This is a genomic window from Streptomyces pyxinicus (assembly GCF_024753135.1).
In the GTDB taxonomy this organism is placed as follows: domain Bacteria; phylum Actinomycetota; class Actinomycetes; order Streptomycetales; family Streptomycetaceae; genus Streptomyces; species Streptomyces pyxinicus.
The window spans coordinates 14,181-29,524 of sequence record NZ_JANUGP010000014.1 but is presented as its reverse complement, the minus strand read 5'-3'; the positions used below and the strand labels follow the sequence as shown (position 1 = coordinate 29,524).

The 15,344-nt window shown below is 74.3% G+C and carries 13 protein-coding genes and 2 riboswitches; of the genes, 5 read left to right on the top strand and 8 right to left on the bottom strand.

Annotated elements, in window-relative coordinates:
* Window positions 1–35: 35 nt before the first annotated feature.
* Window positions 36–1,283, top strand: coding sequence for a hypothetical protein (locus tag NX794_RS19405; protein WP_258779845.1), 1,248 nt, complete (start codon window positions 36–38; stop codon window positions 1,281–1,283).
* 49 nt (window positions 1,284–1,332) lie between these two features.
* Here NX794_RS19405 and NX794_RS19400 read toward each other — a convergent pair whose 3' ends face one another.
* The 7 genes from NX794_RS19400 to NX794_RS19370 form a co-directional block, all read right to left on the bottom strand.
* Complete coding sequence (locus NX794_RS19400) at window positions 1,333–2,136, bottom strand: alpha/beta fold hydrolase (protein WP_258779844.1); 804 nt, start codon at window positions 2,134–2,136, stop codon at window positions 1,333–1,335.
* 174 nt (window positions 2,137–2,310) lie between these two features.
* Window positions 2,311–3,102: an enoyl-CoA hydratase gene (locus NX794_RS19395; RefSeq protein ID WP_258779843.1), complete on the bottom strand. Its 792-nt coding sequence runs from the start codon at window positions 3,100–3,102 to the stop codon at window positions 2,311–2,313.
* A complete protein-coding gene (mmsB, locus tag NX794_RS19390) occupies window positions 3,099–3,995 on the bottom strand; it encodes a 3-hydroxyisobutyrate dehydrogenase (RefSeq protein WP_258779842.1) in 897 nt (298 codons plus the stop codon). Before mmsB ends, NX794_RS19395 begins: the two co-directional genes overlap by 4 nt.
* Window positions 3,992–5,068, bottom strand: a complete 1,077-nt coding sequence (locus NX794_RS19385; protein ID WP_258779841.1) for an enoyl-CoA hydratase/isomerase family protein — start codon at window positions 5,066–5,068, stop codon at window positions 3,992–3,994. Before NX794_RS19385 ends, mmsB begins: the two co-directional genes overlap by 4 nt.
* Window positions 5,065–6,213, bottom strand: coding sequence for an acyl-CoA dehydrogenase family protein (locus NX794_RS19380; RefSeq protein WP_258779840.1), 1,149 nt, complete (start codon window positions 6,211–6,213; stop codon window positions 5,065–5,067). The genes NX794_RS19385 and NX794_RS19380 overlap by 4 nt, the downstream gene beginning before the upstream one ends.
* Window positions 6,214–6,220: 7 nt before the next feature.
* Window positions 6,221–7,747 (bottom strand): CoA-acylating methylmalonate-semialdehyde dehydrogenase, encoded by a 1,527-nt coding sequence (locus NX794_RS19375; RefSeq protein WP_258779839.1) that lies wholly within the window; start codon window positions 7,745–7,747, stop codon window positions 6,221–6,223.
* A gap of 243 nt (window positions 7,748–7,990) precedes the next feature.
* A riboswitch (cobalamin riboswitch) is annotated at window positions 7,991–8,164 on the bottom strand.
* A 105-nt stretch (window positions 8,165–8,269) separates the two neighbouring features.
* Complete coding sequence (locus NX794_RS19370; protein ID WP_258779838.1) at window positions 8,270–8,653, bottom strand: (2Fe-2S) ferredoxin domain-containing protein; 384 nt, start codon at window positions 8,651–8,653, stop codon at window positions 8,270–8,272.
* 201 nt (window positions 8,654–8,854) lie between these two features.
* Window positions 8,855–8,962: riboswitch (cobalamin riboswitch) on the bottom strand.
* Window positions 8,963–9,216: 254 nt separating this feature from the next.
* On the opposite strand from NX794_RS19370, the gene NX794_RS19365 reads away from it, so the two are divergent.
* Genes NX794_RS19365 through NX794_RS19350 form a run of 4 tightly spaced genes read left to right on the top strand, consistent with a single transcriptional unit; the run spans window position 9,217 to window position 13,156 of the window.
* Window positions 9,217–10,011 (top strand): 2,3-dihydro-2,3-dihydroxybenzoate dehydrogenase, encoded by a 795-nt coding sequence (locus NX794_RS19365; RefSeq protein ID WP_258779837.1) that lies wholly within the window; start codon window positions 9,217–9,219, stop codon window positions 10,009–10,011.
* A 45-nt stretch (window positions 10,012–10,056) separates the two neighbouring features.
* Window positions 10,057–11,724 carry a (2,3-dihydroxybenzoyl)adenylate synthase gene (locus NX794_RS19360; RefSeq protein ID WP_309506005.1) on the top strand — a complete coding sequence of 556 codons (1,668 nt, stop codon included), beginning with the start codon at window positions 10,057–10,059 and terminating at the stop codon, window positions 11,722–11,724.
* 15 nt (window positions 11,725–11,739) lie between these two features.
* The gene (locus NX794_RS19355; protein ID WP_258779836.1) at window positions 11,740–12,372 is read left to right on the top strand and encodes an isochorismatase family protein; all 633 of its coding nucleotides are present in this window, start codon (window positions 11,740–11,742) and stop codon (window positions 12,370–12,372) included.
* Window positions 12,373–12,412: 40 nt separating this feature from the next.
* Entirely contained in the window at window positions 12,413–13,156 is a 744-nt protein-coding gene (locus NX794_RS19350) for an FAD-dependent oxidoreductase (protein WP_258779835.1), read from the top strand.
* 286 nt (window positions 13,157–13,442) lie between these two features.
* On the opposite strand, the gene NX794_RS19345 is transcribed toward NX794_RS19350, so the two are convergent.
* The gene (locus NX794_RS19345) at window positions 13,443–15,287 is read right to left on the bottom strand and encodes an SIP domain-containing protein (protein ID WP_258779834.1); all 1,845 of its coding nucleotides are present in this window, start codon (window positions 15,285–15,287) and stop codon (window positions 13,443–13,445) included.
* Window positions 15,288–15,344 lie beyond the last annotated feature (57 nt).

The window sequence follows — 15,344 nt, the reverse complement described above, 5'->3', positions numbered from 1 at the left end:
CGCAGCGGGCACCAGCCGGACGGGAGACCTCATCCATGCGCCAGGATCAGCACGTCGCCACGGGGGCGGACGCACGGGAACTCGACAGGATCACCGCCGCCCACGCGGCACACGGCGGGGGCCGGTACCGGCTGTGGCTGGACGAGCGGGCGGGGATGCTCCTGGTGGAGCCACCGGGCACCGGTGACGGCACCGGCGGGACGGCGGAGCCGCAGCGGATACCGTTGCGCTCCGCCTCCTGCCCGCGCCTCCTGACCGAGCTGACCTCCGCGACGCTGGCCCGGCTGGCCGCGCCGGCCGACGCCTACCGGACCCGCCCGGAAGCGGACCGCGACATCGGGGCGCTCGTCCAGCTCTTCCGCGTCCAGCTGGCGCGCATGCGGACCGAGCACCCGGACCCGGCGGGACTGGTGCGGGCCGTCCACGCACAGCTCGGGCGCGCGGGTGACGAGCAACAGGCGGCCCGCCGCTCGGCGTTCCTCGGCTGGTACCTGACGGAGACCTACGGCGACGACGCGCCGGGCCGGGACCGGGCCGAGCGGGATCTCGGGCTGGACACGGAGGACGGCATGGAGCTGGACCCGGACGGCGACCTCGTCCGGGGTGCCGTCCGAGGCTGGGCGCGGTACCGGGAAGAGGTGCGCGGCCGGGTTCCCGGCCCCCTGCTGACGTCGGTGCCGTGGGACTGGAAGAGCCGGGCCACGCACTGGTACTACGAGTTCCGGGCACTCGACCGCCCGCTCACCGAACGGCAGAGGCTGGAGCTGCGCGCGGAGCTGCCCGGGGCCGAGGTCACGTCTGACTCCGTCGTCCTTGACCGGTGGTCCGGGTACGACGAGCGGCCGTCCTCCAAAGTGGTGGAAGACGTCGTCCGCCGGTATGTCGACGCGGGGCTCCACTTCGACCAGTGCGGAACGCGCACGCTGTGGCTCCGGCTGCCGGCGGCGTCCGGTGCCCTGGTGGCCGCGTACGAGGGCGGGTTCGGCGTGACCGGCACGGTCGACGGTGACGATCTCGTGCTCCGCCTGCACCGCGAGGAGTCGGACGGTGAGCTTTCCTACGTCTACCACGATCCCGGGCCGTGGCTGGAGGAACTGCTGCCGCTGCGGGCCGAGTTGGCCCGGGGTGACGTCCGCGCCCTGGCCATCGCCTGGCGGGCCGCCAACGAGACCTCACGGTTCCGCAGGGCCCCGCAGCCGCCCCCGATGCCGGACGGGCTGGACGAGGACGAGCTGAGCCCTCACCTGCACGCGCTCATCCGGCTGCTGGAAGAGGTTCCCTGAGCACCGGCCCGGTGCCGCGGGCCGGACCGAGTGAGCGGAGGCGGCCGGTTCAGGGCGCCGTCCCGGTGCCGAGGAAGGCGCGGACGGCCGGTGCGAGGGCGGCGGCCAGATCCTCGGCGGTGCGTAGCCGGGCGTCGATCGCGGCCGAGGCAAGCCGGCCGCCGGGCAGGGTGGCGGCCACCTCCCGCGCGAGTGCGGTCGGGTGCCGTGGGTCGGCGCCCGGGAACACCAGCGTCGGCACGGTGACGGCGGCGAGGTCGGCGACGCCCCGGAAGGCCCGGTCGTGCCCGATGGACGCGGCCGCCGCGATGCTGGCGGGGTCGGAACGGGGTACGGCGTCCCGCACCATCTCTCCGACGACCGGCGGGAGTTGGTCGAGCACGGGTGCCCAGGCAGCCTGCAGTCCCTCGGCGGCGACCCGGGCGGCGAACGCGTCGAGGTAGCGGATCTCGGCCTGCTCGGCGGCGTCGTCCTCCTCGATGTCCTCGACCCCGATCAGTACGGCGGCCCGCACCCGGTCCGGGTGGGCGGCGGCCGTCCTGAGCGTGATGGTGGAGCCGAGGCCCGCCCCGCCGAGCGCGGCACGCGCGACGCCCAGGTGGTCCAGGAGCCGGATCACGTCGGCCGTGTAGCGGGCCCAGGTGTAGCGGGCCGGGTCGGTGCACACCGAGCGGCCGTAACCGCGCAGGTCCGGCAGGACGACCTGATGGCGGTCCGCGAGCCGTTCGGCCAGCGGGAGCATGCTCCGGTGGTCCGGGCCGCCGGCGTGCAGGAGGACCAGGGTGGGCCCGGCTCCGACGACGGCGGCGTGCAGCAGGCAGGAGTCGTCCGCCCGGTGGCTGATCCATGGCATGGGGCCCACCCTCCTCCCGTCAGGCGGCGAGCGCCACGGGCCGGTCCGCCGACCGATGTCGCGTTTCCGCCGCCGGGCGGGAGCAGGGTGTGCTCCGAGGGTGACCGGGGTCGCGGAGCGGCCCCCGTCCGGCGTGGCCGGTTCGCCGCCCCGCAGGACGGGCCGGCGCCCCCCTCACCGGTGCCGGAACTCCGGTGGCCGCTTGTCGATGAAGGCGGCCATGCCCTCCTTCTGGTCGGCGGTGGCGAACGCCGCGTGGAACAGGCGGCGTTCGAAGCGGACGCCTTCCGCGAGCGTGGTCTCGAAGGCCCTGCCGACCGCCTCCTTCACCATCATCGCCACCGGGAGTGACATCGCGGCGATCGTGTCGGCCACGGCCAGCGCCTCGCCGAGCAGGTCGTCGGCGGGGACGACCCGGGAGACCAGGCCGGCGCGTTCGGCCTCGGCCGCGTCCATGGTGCGGCCGGTCAGGCACAGCTCCATGGCCTTGGCCTTGCCGACCGCGCGGGTCAGCCGCTGGGAGCCGCCGATGCCGGGGAGCACCCCGAGTTTGATCTCGGGCTGCCCGAAGACGGCCGTGTCCGCCGCGAGCAGCACGTCGCAGAGCATCGCCAGTTCGCAGCCGCCGCCGAGCGCGTATCCGGCGACCGCCGCCACGGTGGGGGTGCGCAGGTGCCCGAGCCGGTCCCAGGCGGCGAACCAGTCGGCGAGGTACATGTCCAGGTACCCCTGGGGCCGCATCTCCTTGATGTCGGCGCCGGCCGCGAACGCCCTGGCCGAGCCGGTGATGACGAGGCAGCCGCAGTCGGGGTCGCGGTCGAGGGCCTCGGCGGCGGCCACGACCTCCGCCATCACCTGGAGGTTCAGGGCGTTGAGCGCCTTGGGCCGGTTGAGGGTCAGCAGGGCGACGCGCCCCTTGCGCTCGACCAGGATCGTCTCGTACCCGGTGTCCGGGGTGGTGGTCACGTCTGGTCTCCGCTCCGGTCCCGGATGGTGCGTACGATGCCGGAGAAGTCCTCTCCGGTGCCGACGCGTTCGGCGTACGTCGCGTACAAGTCGGCTGCCCGAAACCCGAGTTCCGCGCGTACACCGCCCGCGCGGGCCGCGTCGGCCGCGAGGCCCAGGTCCTTGGCCATGAGGGCGGCGGCGAAGCCGGGGCGGTAGTCGCGGTTGGCGGGGCTGGCCGGTACGGGGCCGGGGACGGGGCAGTTGGCGGTGAGGGCCCAGCACTGTCCGGACGCGGTGGACGCCACGTCGTACAGCGCCTGGTGGGAGAGGCCGAGGCTCTCGCCCAGGACGAAGGCCTCGCTCACGGCGATCATGGAGACGCCGAGGATCATGTTGTTGCAGATCTTGGCGGCCTGTCCGGCGCCCGGGCCGCCGCAGTGCACCACCTTGCGGCCCATGGCCTCCAGCAGCGGCCGGGCCTCGGCGAACTCCGCTTCCGGGCCGCCGGCCATGAAGGTGAGCGTGGCGGCCTCGGCGCCGGCCACACCACCGGAGACGGGCGCGTCCAGGGCGCGCATACCGGCGGCGACGGCGCGTTCGTGGGCGGTGCGGGCGTCGGCGACGTCGATGGTGGAGCAGTCCACGAAGAGGGTGCCGGGCCGGGCGGCGGCCAGGACGGTGTCGTAGAGGCCGAGGACGTGACCGCCCGTGGGCAGCATGGTGACGACCGTCTCGGCGTCCGCCACCGCCTCGGCGGCGGAGGCGGCGGGCTCGACGCCCGCCCGGGCGGCGCCGTCCAGCGCCTCGGGCACCAGGTCGTGGCCGCGCACCCGGTGTCCGGCCTTGACCAGGCTGGCCGCCATGGGGGCGCCCATGTGCCCGAGGCCGATGACCGCGACGGTACGGCTCACCAGGCCACCTCCGGAGTGCCGCCGGGTCCGGCGAGGCCGAGTTCGCGGTCGCCGAGCGGGGCGAAGAAGCGCTCCACGTCGGCGTCGGTGACCTCGGCGAGGGTCTCGGGCGACCAGCGCGGCCGGCGGTCCTTGTCGACGACCTGGGCGCGGATGCCCTCCACCAGGTCGGGGGTACTCAGGGTGGCGCAGGAGACGCGGTACTCCTGGTCGAGGACCGCCTCCAGGGAGCCGAGCCGACGGGCCCGGCGCAGGGCGGCGAGGGTGACCTTGAGGGAGGTCGGCGACCTGGTGAGCAGGGTCTCGGCGGCCTCCTTGGCGGCGGGGTCGCCGTGGTCGAGCAGCCGGGTCACGATGTCCTCGACCGTGCCGGCCGGGTAGCAGGCGTCGATCCACTCGCGCCGCCGGTCCAGGTCGCCGTCCGGCGGGGGCTGGACGTGGCGGGCGAGGGCGTCCCTTACGGGCAGGCCGGCCAGGTCGGCGAGGAAGGCGTCGAGGGACGCGGCCGGCATGTAGTGGTCGGCCAGTCCGCACAGCAGGGCGTCGCCGGCACCGATGTGCGCGCCGGTGAGCGCGAGATGGGTGCCCAGCTCGCCGGGTGCCAGGCCGAGGAGGTGGGTGCCGCCGACGTCGGGGACGAAGCCGATGCCGGTCTCGGGCATGGCGATCCGGGAGCGTTCGGTGACGACGCGGACGGCGCCGTGCGCGGAGACGCCGACGCCGCCGCCCATGACGATGCCGTCCATGAGCGCGACGTACGGCTTCGGGTAGCGGGCGACGCGGGCGTTGAGGTGGTACTCGTCGCGCCAGAACGCGGCCGAGGCGCTGCCGTCGCCGTCCCGGGCGTCGTCGTGGACGGCGCGGATGTCGCCGCCGGCGCACAGCCCGCGCTCCCCCGCGCCGGTGATGACGACGGTCTCGACGGCCGGGTCGTGTTCCCAGGCGGTGAGCTGCTCGCCGATGCGGCGCACCATCTCGTGGTTGAGGGCGTTGAGGGCCTTCGGCCGGTTGAGCGTGATGCGGGCGGTCCGGCCGGCGGTGTGGAAGAGGACGGGTGCCTCGGTGCCGGTCATCCGAACGCCTCCGTCAGGCCACGGGCCACGATGACGCGCATGATCTCGTTGGTTCCTTCCAGGATCTGGTGGACGCGCAGGTCACGGACGATCTTCTCGATGCCGTACTCGCTGAGGTAGCCGTAGCCGCCGTGCAGCTGGAGCGCGCGGTCGGCGACCGAGTACCCGGTGTCGGTCGCGAACCGCTTCGCCATCGCGCACAGGTACGGCGCCTGCCGGTCCCCGGCGTCGAGGGCGCCGGCGGCCTGCCGCACCAGGGCGCGGGCGGCGGTCAGCTCGGTGGCCATGTCGGCGAGGCGGAAGCGCAGCGCCTGGGCGTCGAGGAGGCGGGCGCCGAACGCCTCCCGGTCGGCGAGGTGGGCGAGGCTGCGGTCGAGGGCGCTGCGGGCGCCGCCGAGGGAGCAGGCGGCGATGCCGAGGCGTCCGCCGTTCAGGCCGCTCATGGCGATGCGGAAGCCGTCGCCCGCACGGCCGAGGAGCCGGTCGGCGGGCAGCCGGACGGCGTCCAGGATCACCTGCCGGGTGGGCTGGGCGTTCCAGCCCATCTTGCGTTCGTTCGGGCCGAAGCCGAGGCCGGGGTCGTCGCGGTGGACGACGAACGCCGAGACGCCGTCCGGGCCGGTGCCGCCGGTGCGGGCCATCACCACGTAGACCTGGGCGGCGCCCGCGCCGGAGACGAACTGTTTGACGCCGCTCAGCACATAGTGGTCGCCGTCCCGGACGGCCCGGGTGGCCAGGGCGGCGGCGTCGGAGCCGGCGCCGGGTTCGGTCAGGCAGTACGCGGCGAGGTCGTCCATCGCGCACAGGCGGGGCAGCAGGCGTTCGCGCTGGGCGTCGTCGCCGTAGCGGTCGATCATCCAGGCGACCATGTTGTGGATGGACAGGTAGCCGGCGATGGAGGCGCAGCCGGTGGCGAGGGTCTCGAAGACGAGGACGCCGTCGGCGCGGGTGAGTCCCGAGCCGCCGGACGCCTCGCGGACGTAGACGCCGCCGAGCCCGAGCCCGGCCGCCTTGCGCAGGACGTCCACGGGGAAGTGCTTGTCGCGGTCCCAGTCCAGCGCGTGCGGTGCCAGGTGGTCCTGGGCGAAGTCGAGGGTGGTCTCGACGAGGGCCTGCTGGTCCTCGGTGAGCAGGGTGGAGGTCATACGGCGCTCAGCCCATCGTGGGGATCGTGAAACCGGCGCCCTCGCGCAGACCGGCGGCCGGCCAGCGGGAGGTGACGGTCTTGGTGCGGGTGTGGAAGCGGATCGCGTCCGGCCCGTGCTGGCCCAGGTCTCCGAACCCGGAGCGCTTCCAGCCGCCGAAGGTGTGGTAGGCGACGGGCACCGGGATGGGCACGTTGACGCCGACCATGCCGGTGTGCACGCGCCGGGTGAAGTCGCGGGCGGTGTCGCCGTCCCGGGTGAAGATCGCGACGCCGTTGCCGTAGGTGTGCTCGCTGGGCAGGCGCAGGGCCTCCTCGTAGTCGGCGGCGCGTACGACGCACAGCACCGGGCCGAAGATCTCTTCCTGGTAGACGCGCATCGCGGGGGTGACCCGGTCGAAGAGGGAGGCGCCGGCGAAGAAGCCGTTCTCGTGCCCGGGGAGTACGAAGTCACGGCCGTCCACGACGAGTTCCGCGCCCTCCTCGACGCCGAGGCCGATGTAGGAGCGGACGCGGTCCACGGCGTCGCGGCCGATGAGGGGTCCGAAGTCGGCCTCGGGGTCGTCGCTGCGGCCGATGCGCAGGGTGCGAATGCGTTCGGCGAGGCGGGCGACGAGGGCGTTCGCGGTGTCCTCGCCGACGGGCACGGCCACCGAGACGGCCATGCAGCGCTCGCCCGCCGAGCCGTATCCGGCGCCGATCAGCGCGTCCACGGCCTGGTCGAGGTCGGCGTCGGGCATCACGATCAGGTGATTCTTGGCGCCGCCGAAGCACTGGGCGCGTTTGCCGTGCGCGGCGGCGGTGGCGTAGACGTGCGCGGCGACGGGGGTGGAGCCGACGAAGCCGAGGGCGGCGACGCGCGGGTCCGCCAGCAGGGTGTCGACGGTGTCGCGGGCGCCGTTGACGACGTTGAGGACGCCGGGCGGCAGGCCCGCCTCCAGGAAGAGTTCGGCGAGCCGCAGCGGGACGGACGGGTCGCGTTCGGAGGGCTTGAGGATGAAGGCGTTGCCGCAGGCCAGCGCGGGCGCCGCCTTCCAGAGCGGGATCATCGCGGGGAAGTTGAACGGGGTGATCCCGGCGACGACGCCGAGGGGCGCGCGCAGGGAGTGGACGTCGATGCCGGTGCCCGCGTTGTCGGTGAACTCGCCCTTGAGCAGGTGCGGGATACCGGCTGCGAACTCCACGACCTCCAGGCCGCGTTGGAGGTCGCCGTGGGCGTCGGCGACCGTCTTGCCGTGCTCGGACGACAGCAGCCGGGCCAGTGAGTCCTTCTCCTGCTCGGCCAGGCGCAGGAACCGCAGCAGCACGCGGGCGCGGCGCTGCGGGTTCCACTCTCCCCACGCGCGCTGCGCCTCGACGGCGACGCCGATCGCGGCCTCGGTCTCGGCGCGGTCGGCGAGCGGGACGCGGGCCCGCACCTCGCCGGTGTTCGGGTCGTGGACGTCGGCGTGCGAGCCCGAGGTTCCCGGGAGGTGCTTGCCGCCGACGAAGTGGGTCAACTCGCGTACGGAGGTGAGGTGGTGCGGGCGGATCATGGGTGCCTGCTCTCGTCAGGTGGGGGTGATCCGGGAGGGTGGGGATGATCCGGGAGGGCGCGCGGGGCCGGCACGCGGACGTGGTGACGTACGACGCGTGCGGTGCGCGCGGACGCTGCCGGCGGGGTCCGTCAGGCCGGGGCCACGGCGGCGGGAGTGCCGGGCGGGCCGTACCGACGGTCGCGCGGGCCGGGATCGTGAAGACGCACCGGTGCCATGCGTGTCAGCTCCATCCTCGTGGACAACACGGAACATCCCGCGGCCGGTATCCTGACTCCCGGATCAGCGCGCGCCGTCCGCCTTCCCGACATCCTGCTCGTCAGTGGCGTCCTGCTCGACGGCGTACTCCCCGGTCACAGTGGCGGGACCGTGCCGGAGTCGCACCGGCTTCCCTGCACCGCGGGCCTTCGACGCGACTATATAGATGGACGTCCTAGTAAATCCAGGGCCGTGATCCGGCCATCCGCGCGTGGCGTGCCGACCGGGTTCCGGCGAGTGAACCGTCCCAGGACGTGCGGGGGGTCAGGGGTTCGGGGAGCGGCGGGGCGGGGTCATGCCGTAGAGGCCGAGGATCTCGGGGAGGGGGGCCACGCCGGGGCCGCCGGCCCGTACCCAGGCGACGATGTCCTCGGTGGCGTCCATGTCGTTGACCAGACCGAGCCAGACCGGCCGGGCGCCGACGGCGCGGCCCTCGGTGGAGGGCTGGACCACGACGACGTTGGCGTGTTCGCACACGTCGAGGCAGCCCGAGACGCGCACCGGCACCTCGGACCGCAGCCGCGCGGTCTGCTGGGCGTGGTCGATGCCGGGCACTTTCGGCGTGCCGCAGCAGCAGTCCCGGCACACGACGACCCGGCAGGGGACGGCGGCTCGCCCGGTCCCGGCCGCTCGCCCCTTCGCGGCCATTGGCCCGGTCGCGGCCGCTCGCCCGGTCGCGGCCGTTGGCCCGGTTTCGGCCGTTGGCCCGGTTTCGGCTGTTCGCGCGCTCGCGGCGGCTCGCCCGGTCGCCGCGTCGCCGGGCGTCTCGTCCATCGGTTCCTCGGGCATGCCGTCCCGCTCCCCTCCCGGGGAGATCCGCCCCGGTGTCGTCGAAGGAGGCGACCGCGTGAGTCTCCTGGCTCCCGGACGCTCCCCCTTCCCGCCACCCTCATGGGACGGGATGGACTGCCCCCGGTCACAGTGGCGGGACCGCGCCGGATTTCCACCGGCTTCCTCGGACCGCCGTCGCCTTGTGTCGCCGATCATCATCCCATCACCGGTGCCGGCGCCGACCGGGCGGGCCGGAACCGGTGGTTGGAGGGGAAAGCGAACACAGTTATGGTTAGGCTCACCTAAGTCCCTGGGGCGTGGTGTCGAACCGACGGCCACGTCCGTCGTTCGCTCCCCGGAGGCCCCGCGGCCATGTCGCCCCGCAGTCAGGCACGTTCCGTCCACCGTCGCGGCGTCACCCGGCCGAGGGCGGTGGCCGCATGAGCGCGGGACCGGAGCTGGCCGGGCGGCTCGCCCTGGTGACGGGGGCCGCCCGGGGTATCGGCGCCGCCGTGGCCGAGGCGCTCGCCGGACAGGGGGCGCGGGTGCTCGCCACCGACGTGCACGCCGAGGGCGTGGCGGAGCTGGCCGCGCGGCACGAGGGCCGGGTCACCTCCCGCGCGCTGGACGTGACCGACGCGGACGCGGTGGAGGAACTGGTCGCCGAGGCCGAGGAGTCCCTCGGTCCCCTGGACATCGCGGTCAACGTGGCGGGCGTCCTGCGCGGTGCGGCCGTCGTGGACCTGGACGACGCCGACTGGGCGGCCGTGTTCGCCGTCAACACCAACGGCGTCCTGCACGTCTCGCGGGCCGCCGCCCGCCGGATGACCGTCCGGGGCCGGGGCAGCATCGTGACCGTCGCCTCCAACGCGGCCGGTGTCCCGCGCGCCGGCATGGCCGCCTACGCCGCCTCCAAGGCCGCCGCGGTGATGTTCACCAAGTGCCTCGGGCTGGAGGTCGCGCCGTACGGGGTGCGCTGCAACACCGTCTCCCCCGGCTCCACCGCGACCGACATGCAGGTCGCCCTGTGGGAGCGGTCGCCGGACGGTGCCGAGAGCGGCCGACGGGCCGTGATCGAGGGGGACCTGGCCTCGTACCGCACCGGAATCCCGCTGGGCCGGATCGCCGAGCCGTCCGACATCGCGGACGCCGTCGCCTTCCTGGTCTCCGACCGCGCCCGGCACATCACCCTGCACGACCTGTACGTGGACGGCGGCGCCACGCTGCGCGCCTGACCTCCCTCTCTTCTCTTGCACCCTGATCCCGGTGGGAGCCTGGCTGTGACCAACGAACCGACGCTTCGGACGCCCTCGGCGCTGACCCCCGGCGTGGACGCGCCGACCTGGCCCGATGAGTTCGCCGAGCGCTACCGCCGTGCCGGCCACTGGCGGGGGGAGACCTTCGGCGGGATGCTCCGGGAGCGAGCCGTCGCCCATCCCGACCGGATCGCCCTGGTCGACCCGGAGCCCGAGCGCCGTACCTGGACCTACCGGGAACTGGACGAGGCGGCCGGCCGGCTCGCGGCCGGGTTCGCGGCGCGTGGCATCGGCCGCGGGGACCGGGTGGTCGTCCAGCTGCCCAACGTCGGCGAGTTCGCCGAGGTGGTGTTCGCGCTGTTCCGGATCGGCGCGCTGCCCGTGTTCGCGCTGCCGGCCCACCGCGAGACCGAGATCACGCACTTCTGCTCCTTCTCGGAGGCCGTCGCCTATGTGATCCCGGACGTGCACGCCGGTTTCGACCACCGCGACCTCGCCACCCGTGTCCGGCGCCACTCCCCCGCCCTGCGGGAGGTGTTCGTGGCCGGCGAGCCGGGCCCGCACACGGCACTGTCCGAGGTGCCCCGCGACCCGGCGGGGCCGCTGCCCGGCCCGCAACCGCACGAGCTGGCCTTCCTCCAGCTGTCGGGCGGGACGACCGGGGTGTCCAAACTGATCCCGCGCACCCACGACGACTACCTCTACTCGCTGCGCGGCTCCAACGAGATCTGCGGTGTCGACGCGGACACCCGCTTCCTCGTCGTCCTGCCGGCCGCCCACAACTTCCCCATGAGCAGCCCCGGTTGGCTGGGCACTCTGTACGCCGGGGGTACGGTCGTGCTGTGCCCGAAGCCCGATCCGACGACCGCGTTCGCGCTGATCGAGCGGGAGCGGGCGACCATGACCGGACTGGTGCCGCCGCTCGCCCTGCTGTGGACGGACAGCGCCGCGCGCGGCGAACGCGACCTGAGCAGCCTGGAGTTGGTCCTGGTCGGCGGGGCGAAGTACAGCGAGCAGGCGGCCCGGCGGCTGGAGCCCGCGCTCGGCTGCAAGCTGATGCAGGTCTTCGGCATGGCGGAGGGGCTGGTCAACTACACCCGGCTGGACGACGATCCGGAGACCGTCGTCACCACGCAGGGCCTGCCGATCTCCCCCGACGACGAGGTCAGGATCGTGGACGACTCCGACCGGGACGTGGCCGAGGGCGAGTTCGGTCATCTGCTCACCCGGGGCCCGTACACCATCCGGGGCTACTGGCGGGCGCCCGAGCACAACAAGTCGGCGTTCACCGAGGACGGGTTCTACCGCACCGGTGACATCGTGCGCCGTACGCCGAGCGGGCATCTGGTGGTGGAGGGCCGGGCCAAGGACCAGATCAACCGGGGTGGGGAGAAGGTCGCCCCGGAGGAGATCGAGAACATCATCCTGGCCCACCCGTCGGTGCACGACGTCTCGCTGGTCGCCGTGCCCGACGAGTACCTCGGCGAGCGCACCCTCGCCCATGTGATCCTGCGCGCGGACGCCGAGCCGCCGACGGCCGCACAGATCAAGGCGTTCGTACGCGAGCGCGGTGTCGCCGCCTACAAGATCCCCGACCTCGTCCGCTTCGTCGACGCCTTCCCGCACACCGGTGTCGGCAAGGTCAGCAAGAAGGGGCTGCGCTCGGTCGCGGCCTTCCCCGAGCAGCCCTGAAAGGCCGGTGTCCGCATGGCACTTCCGACCATCACCGCCTACCCGCTCCCGGACGCCGGCCGGCTGCCGGTCAACCGGGTGTCCTGGACCGTGGACCCGGCACGCGCGGTGCTGCTCGTGCACGACCTCCAGCAGCACTTCCTGTCGGCCTTCCCGGCGGGCGGGCAGCCGCTGACCGGCCTGCTCGCCAACACGGCCCGGCTGCTGGCGGAGAGCCGCCGGGCCGGGATACCGGTCGTCTACTCGGTGCAGCGCGGCGGCCAGACGCCCGAGGAGCGCGGGCTCCAGCTCGACTTCTGGGGCCCGGGGGTCGCCGACGACCCGGCGGCCCTCGCGATTCCGGAGTCCGTGGCGCCCGCGGCCGGGGACACGCTGCTCACCAAGTGGAAGTACAGCGCGTTCGTCCGTACCGACCTCGCCGAGCGGATGCGGGCCGCGGGCCGCGACCAGTTGGTGATCGTCGGGGTGTACGCGCACATCGGCGTGATGATGACGGCCTGCGACGCGTGGATGCGGGACCTCCAGGCCTTCGTGGTCGCCGACGCCGTGGCCGACTTCTCCCCCGAGGACCACGAGACGGCCCTGCGCTGGGCGGCGGGCCGCTGCGCGGTGGTGACCACGACCGACGAGGTGCTCAAGTCCGTCTGACCGTCCGGGTGTCCGGGCGCTCGTGGAGGTGAGGGACGACATGTCCGTGCGTGGCTGGGACGCGGAAGCCGCCGTGATCGGCCTGGGCGCCTGGGGTTCGGCGGCGCTGTGGCAGCTCGCGGTGCGGGGCGTGGACGTGATCGGCGTAGACCGGTATCCGCCGGGGCACGCGTGGGGCGGCTCGCACGGCGGTTCGCGGATGTTCCGGATCACCTGCCTGGAACACCCGGACCTGGTGCCGCTCGCCCGCCGGTCGGCCCGCCTGTGGGGCGAACTGGAGCGGGCCTCGGGCGCGGAGCTGTCCGTCCCCTCCGGCGGACTGCTCATCGGCCCGCCGGACGGCCCGGTCACCGGCGGGACGCTGCGCGCCGCCGCGGCGCACGGCATCGAGGTGCGGACGCTGTCCGCCGCCGAGCTGGAGGAACGCTTCCCCGGGCACACGGCGGTCCCGAAGGGCCACATCGGGGTGTGGGAGCCCGGCGCGGGCATCGTGCGTCCGGAGGCGACCATCCGGGCGGCCGTGGACCTGGCACGGGCGGCGGGCGCCCGGGTGCTGACCGGAAGCCGGGTCACCGGCCTGTGTCCGGTGGCCGGGGGCGTCGAGGTGACGACCCCGACCGGCTCGCTGCGGGTGCGCCGGGCCGTGGTCGCGGCCGGGGCCTGGCTGCCGACCCTGGTTCCCGCTGTCCGAGGTTGCCGCCGCGGGTGGGCTGGGTCCAACTGCATCTGTCCCCGGAGTGGCGGGGCACGCCGGAGACCCGCCGGCTGCTGGTCGCGCGGCTGACCGAGGCCGTGGCGGAGGTGCTCGGGGAGGAGGTCAGGGAACAGAAATGGGTCGTGCGGTAAAGAACTTGCGGATGGCACCGGGCGATCGTTGCCGGGGGCTCGCCTTCGCGGGCGGGCGGAGTCCGGCGCCCGAGGCGGCGGTGAGGTTCTGGGGGTGTCCGGTCGTCGGCGTGGCGCGGTTCGAGGAGGCCGTGGCCTGGGCACGGGAGAGCCTGGACGGAGGGTGAGGCGGGGCCCGGTCGAGCCGTGCGGCGCGACCGGGCCGTACTCCCGTGTCGCCGGGGTCAGCCGTCCGCTCGGCCGGCGACCCACAGCCGGTGGTCCCAGCCGATGTCCCGGCAGGCCCGCACCGTCAGGCCGGCCCGCTCGGCGAGGGCGGCGATGTGCTCGGCGTCCCGGACGCCGGAGCCGAAGACGCATTTGAGGCGCAGGTGGTGCAGGACGGCGTCGATGTCGTCGGCGTCGGCCGGCGTCACCTGTTCGACGAGGACCAGCGTGCCGCCGGCCGCGAGCCCGGCGCCGGCCTCCGCGAGGACCTGTACGGCGTCGTCGTCGGCCAGCCATTCCAGCTGACGGCACATCAGCAGCGTGTGCGCGCCCTCGGGTACCCCGGAGGCGCGCGGTACCAGCTCGACGCGCGGCAGCACGTCGGTGTCGAGCAGTTCCTCGCGCAGCACCCGCAGGGCGGAGGGCATCGCCGCGATCCGGGCGCGCAGTGCGGGGAAGGACTTGGCCAGGGCGTTGACGACGGTGGCCGAGCCGTGTCCGGTCGCGGTCAGCGTGGACACGGCGGACCAGTCGTGGGCGCCGGCCACGCCGGGGGCGATCCAGCGGGCGTGGTCCTCGACGGCCGCCCGCGCGGTGCCGGCCAGGCGCGGGTCGTCGGCCATGGCGCCGGCCAGGGTGTCGCCGCCGTGGGTGCGGTAGCCGGCCTCGCCGGTGCGCAGGGTGTGCAGGAGTCCGCTGAAGGAGGCGTCGAGCGCGGCTTGGGCGCCGCCCAGGTGGTACTCGTACGCGGAGTGGTCGTCGTCGACGAGTTCCTCGCCGACCGCGGCGAGCCGGTAGCCGCCGTCCCCGTCGTCGGCGAGCACGTCGAGGGAGGCGAGGTAGGCGAGCAGGGGGGTGAGGGTGGCGGGGTCGGCGGCGGTGCGGGCGGCCAGTTCGCGCGGGTCGCGGACGCCGGCGGCGACGAGTTCGAAGACGCCGAGGGTGACGGCGGCACGGATGGCGTAGCCGGGGGCGAGGTCGGTCAGCTCGTGCAGCCGCTCGTGGGCGTCGTCCTCCGCGTCCTCCTCGACCGCCGGGGTGCCGGGTGCGGCGGGTTCGGTGCGCCGCCAGTAGCCGGTGATGTCCAGGTGCTCGCGCGGCACCTGACGTTCCGTCACCAGATGGCGGCGAATGCCCTTGAGGGTGACGGCCTCGCCGGCCACCCAGGCGAAGACGGTGCCGGGCAGCCACTCGGTGTCCCGGACGGCCCGCTCCAGCAGGTCGGTGGTGCCGGCGGGGGCGCCGGCGCGGGAGAGCCAGACGATGTCGGCGTCGGCGCGGGTGGGCAGGTCCTGGCGGTGGCTGTCCTCGCCGACCTCGATGAAGACCTTGGCACGGGTGCCCTCGGGCATCTCCGCGAGCCAGCGGCCGATGGCGGGCAGCGCGGTCTCGTCGCCGACGATCAGCAGCCAGTCGGCGCCCTCCGGGTGGCTGTGGGACATCTTGGGGCCGGCGATCCAGGCGCTCTCGCCGGGCTTGACGTGTTCGGCCCAGCCGGAGGCGATGCCGCCCTCGTGCCGGACGAAGTCGAAGTCGATCTCGCCGGCCTCGGGGTCGAAGCGGACCGGGGTGTAGTCCTTGGAGACCGGCCGGCCGTCGGCGGGCCAGTCCAGGCTGCTGACGTTCTGCCGGGGCAGGACGAGGCGCCCGTCCTCGTCGGTGAAGAAGAACTTCACATGGTCGTCGAAGCCCTCGGTGCGCAGCCCGGGCAGGTCGAGTCCGTCCCGCCGGAAGGCGCGGAGCTGTTCCCCGCCGAGGGTGAGGCGGCGCATCCCCGGGGTGATGTTCTCGGCGCGCAGCACGGTCAGTTCCCTGAGCACGATGGGGAACGTGGCGACCGAACGGGGGCTGCGGGTGGGCATGCGGGGCTCCTTCTCACTACGGGCGTCCCCGCTGGTGCGGGGCGCGGGTGCGGCCGG

Excerpts from the sequence above, each read along its gene's own strand:
- NX794_RS19405 (WP_258779845.1), top strand. The coding sequence starts at position 36 with ATGCGCCAGGATCAGCACGTCGCCACGGGGGCGGACGCACGGGAACTC.
- NX794_RS19345 (WP_258779834.1), bottom strand. The coding sequence starts at position 15,287 with ATGCCCACCCGCAGCCCCCGTTCGGTCGCCACGTTCCCCATCGTGCTC.
- NX794_RS19400 (WP_258779844.1), bottom strand. The coding sequence starts at position 2,136 with ATGCCATGGATCAGCCACCGGGCGGACGACTCCTGCCTGCTGCACGCC.
- NX794_RS19365 (WP_258779837.1), top strand. The coding sequence starts at position 9,217 with ATGAGCGCGGGACCGGAGCTGGCCGGGCGGCTCGCCCTGGTGACGGGG.
- NX794_RS19385 (WP_258779841.1), bottom strand. The coding sequence starts at position 5,068 with ATGACCGGCACCGAGGCACCCGTCCTCTTCCACACCGCCGGCCGGACC.
- NX794_RS19350 (WP_258779835.1), top strand. The coding sequence starts at position 12,413 with ATGTCCGTGCGTGGCTGGGACGCGGAAGCCGCCGTGATCGGCCTGGGC.
- NX794_RS19380 (WP_258779840.1), bottom strand. The coding sequence starts at position 6,213 with ATGACCTCCACCCTGCTCACCGAGGACCAGCAGGCCCTCGTCGAGACC.
- NX794_RS19355 (WP_258779836.1), top strand. The coding sequence starts at position 11,740 with ATGGCACTTCCGACCATCACCGCCTACCCGCTCCCGGACGCCGGCCGG.
- NX794_RS19370 (WP_258779838.1), bottom strand. The coding sequence starts at position 8,653 with ATGGCCGCGAAGGGGCGAGCGGCCGGGACCGGGCGAGCCGCCGTCCCC.
- NX794_RS19375 (WP_258779839.1), bottom strand. The coding sequence starts at position 7,747 with ATGATCCGCCCGCACCACCTCACCTCCGTACGCGAGTTGACCCACTTC.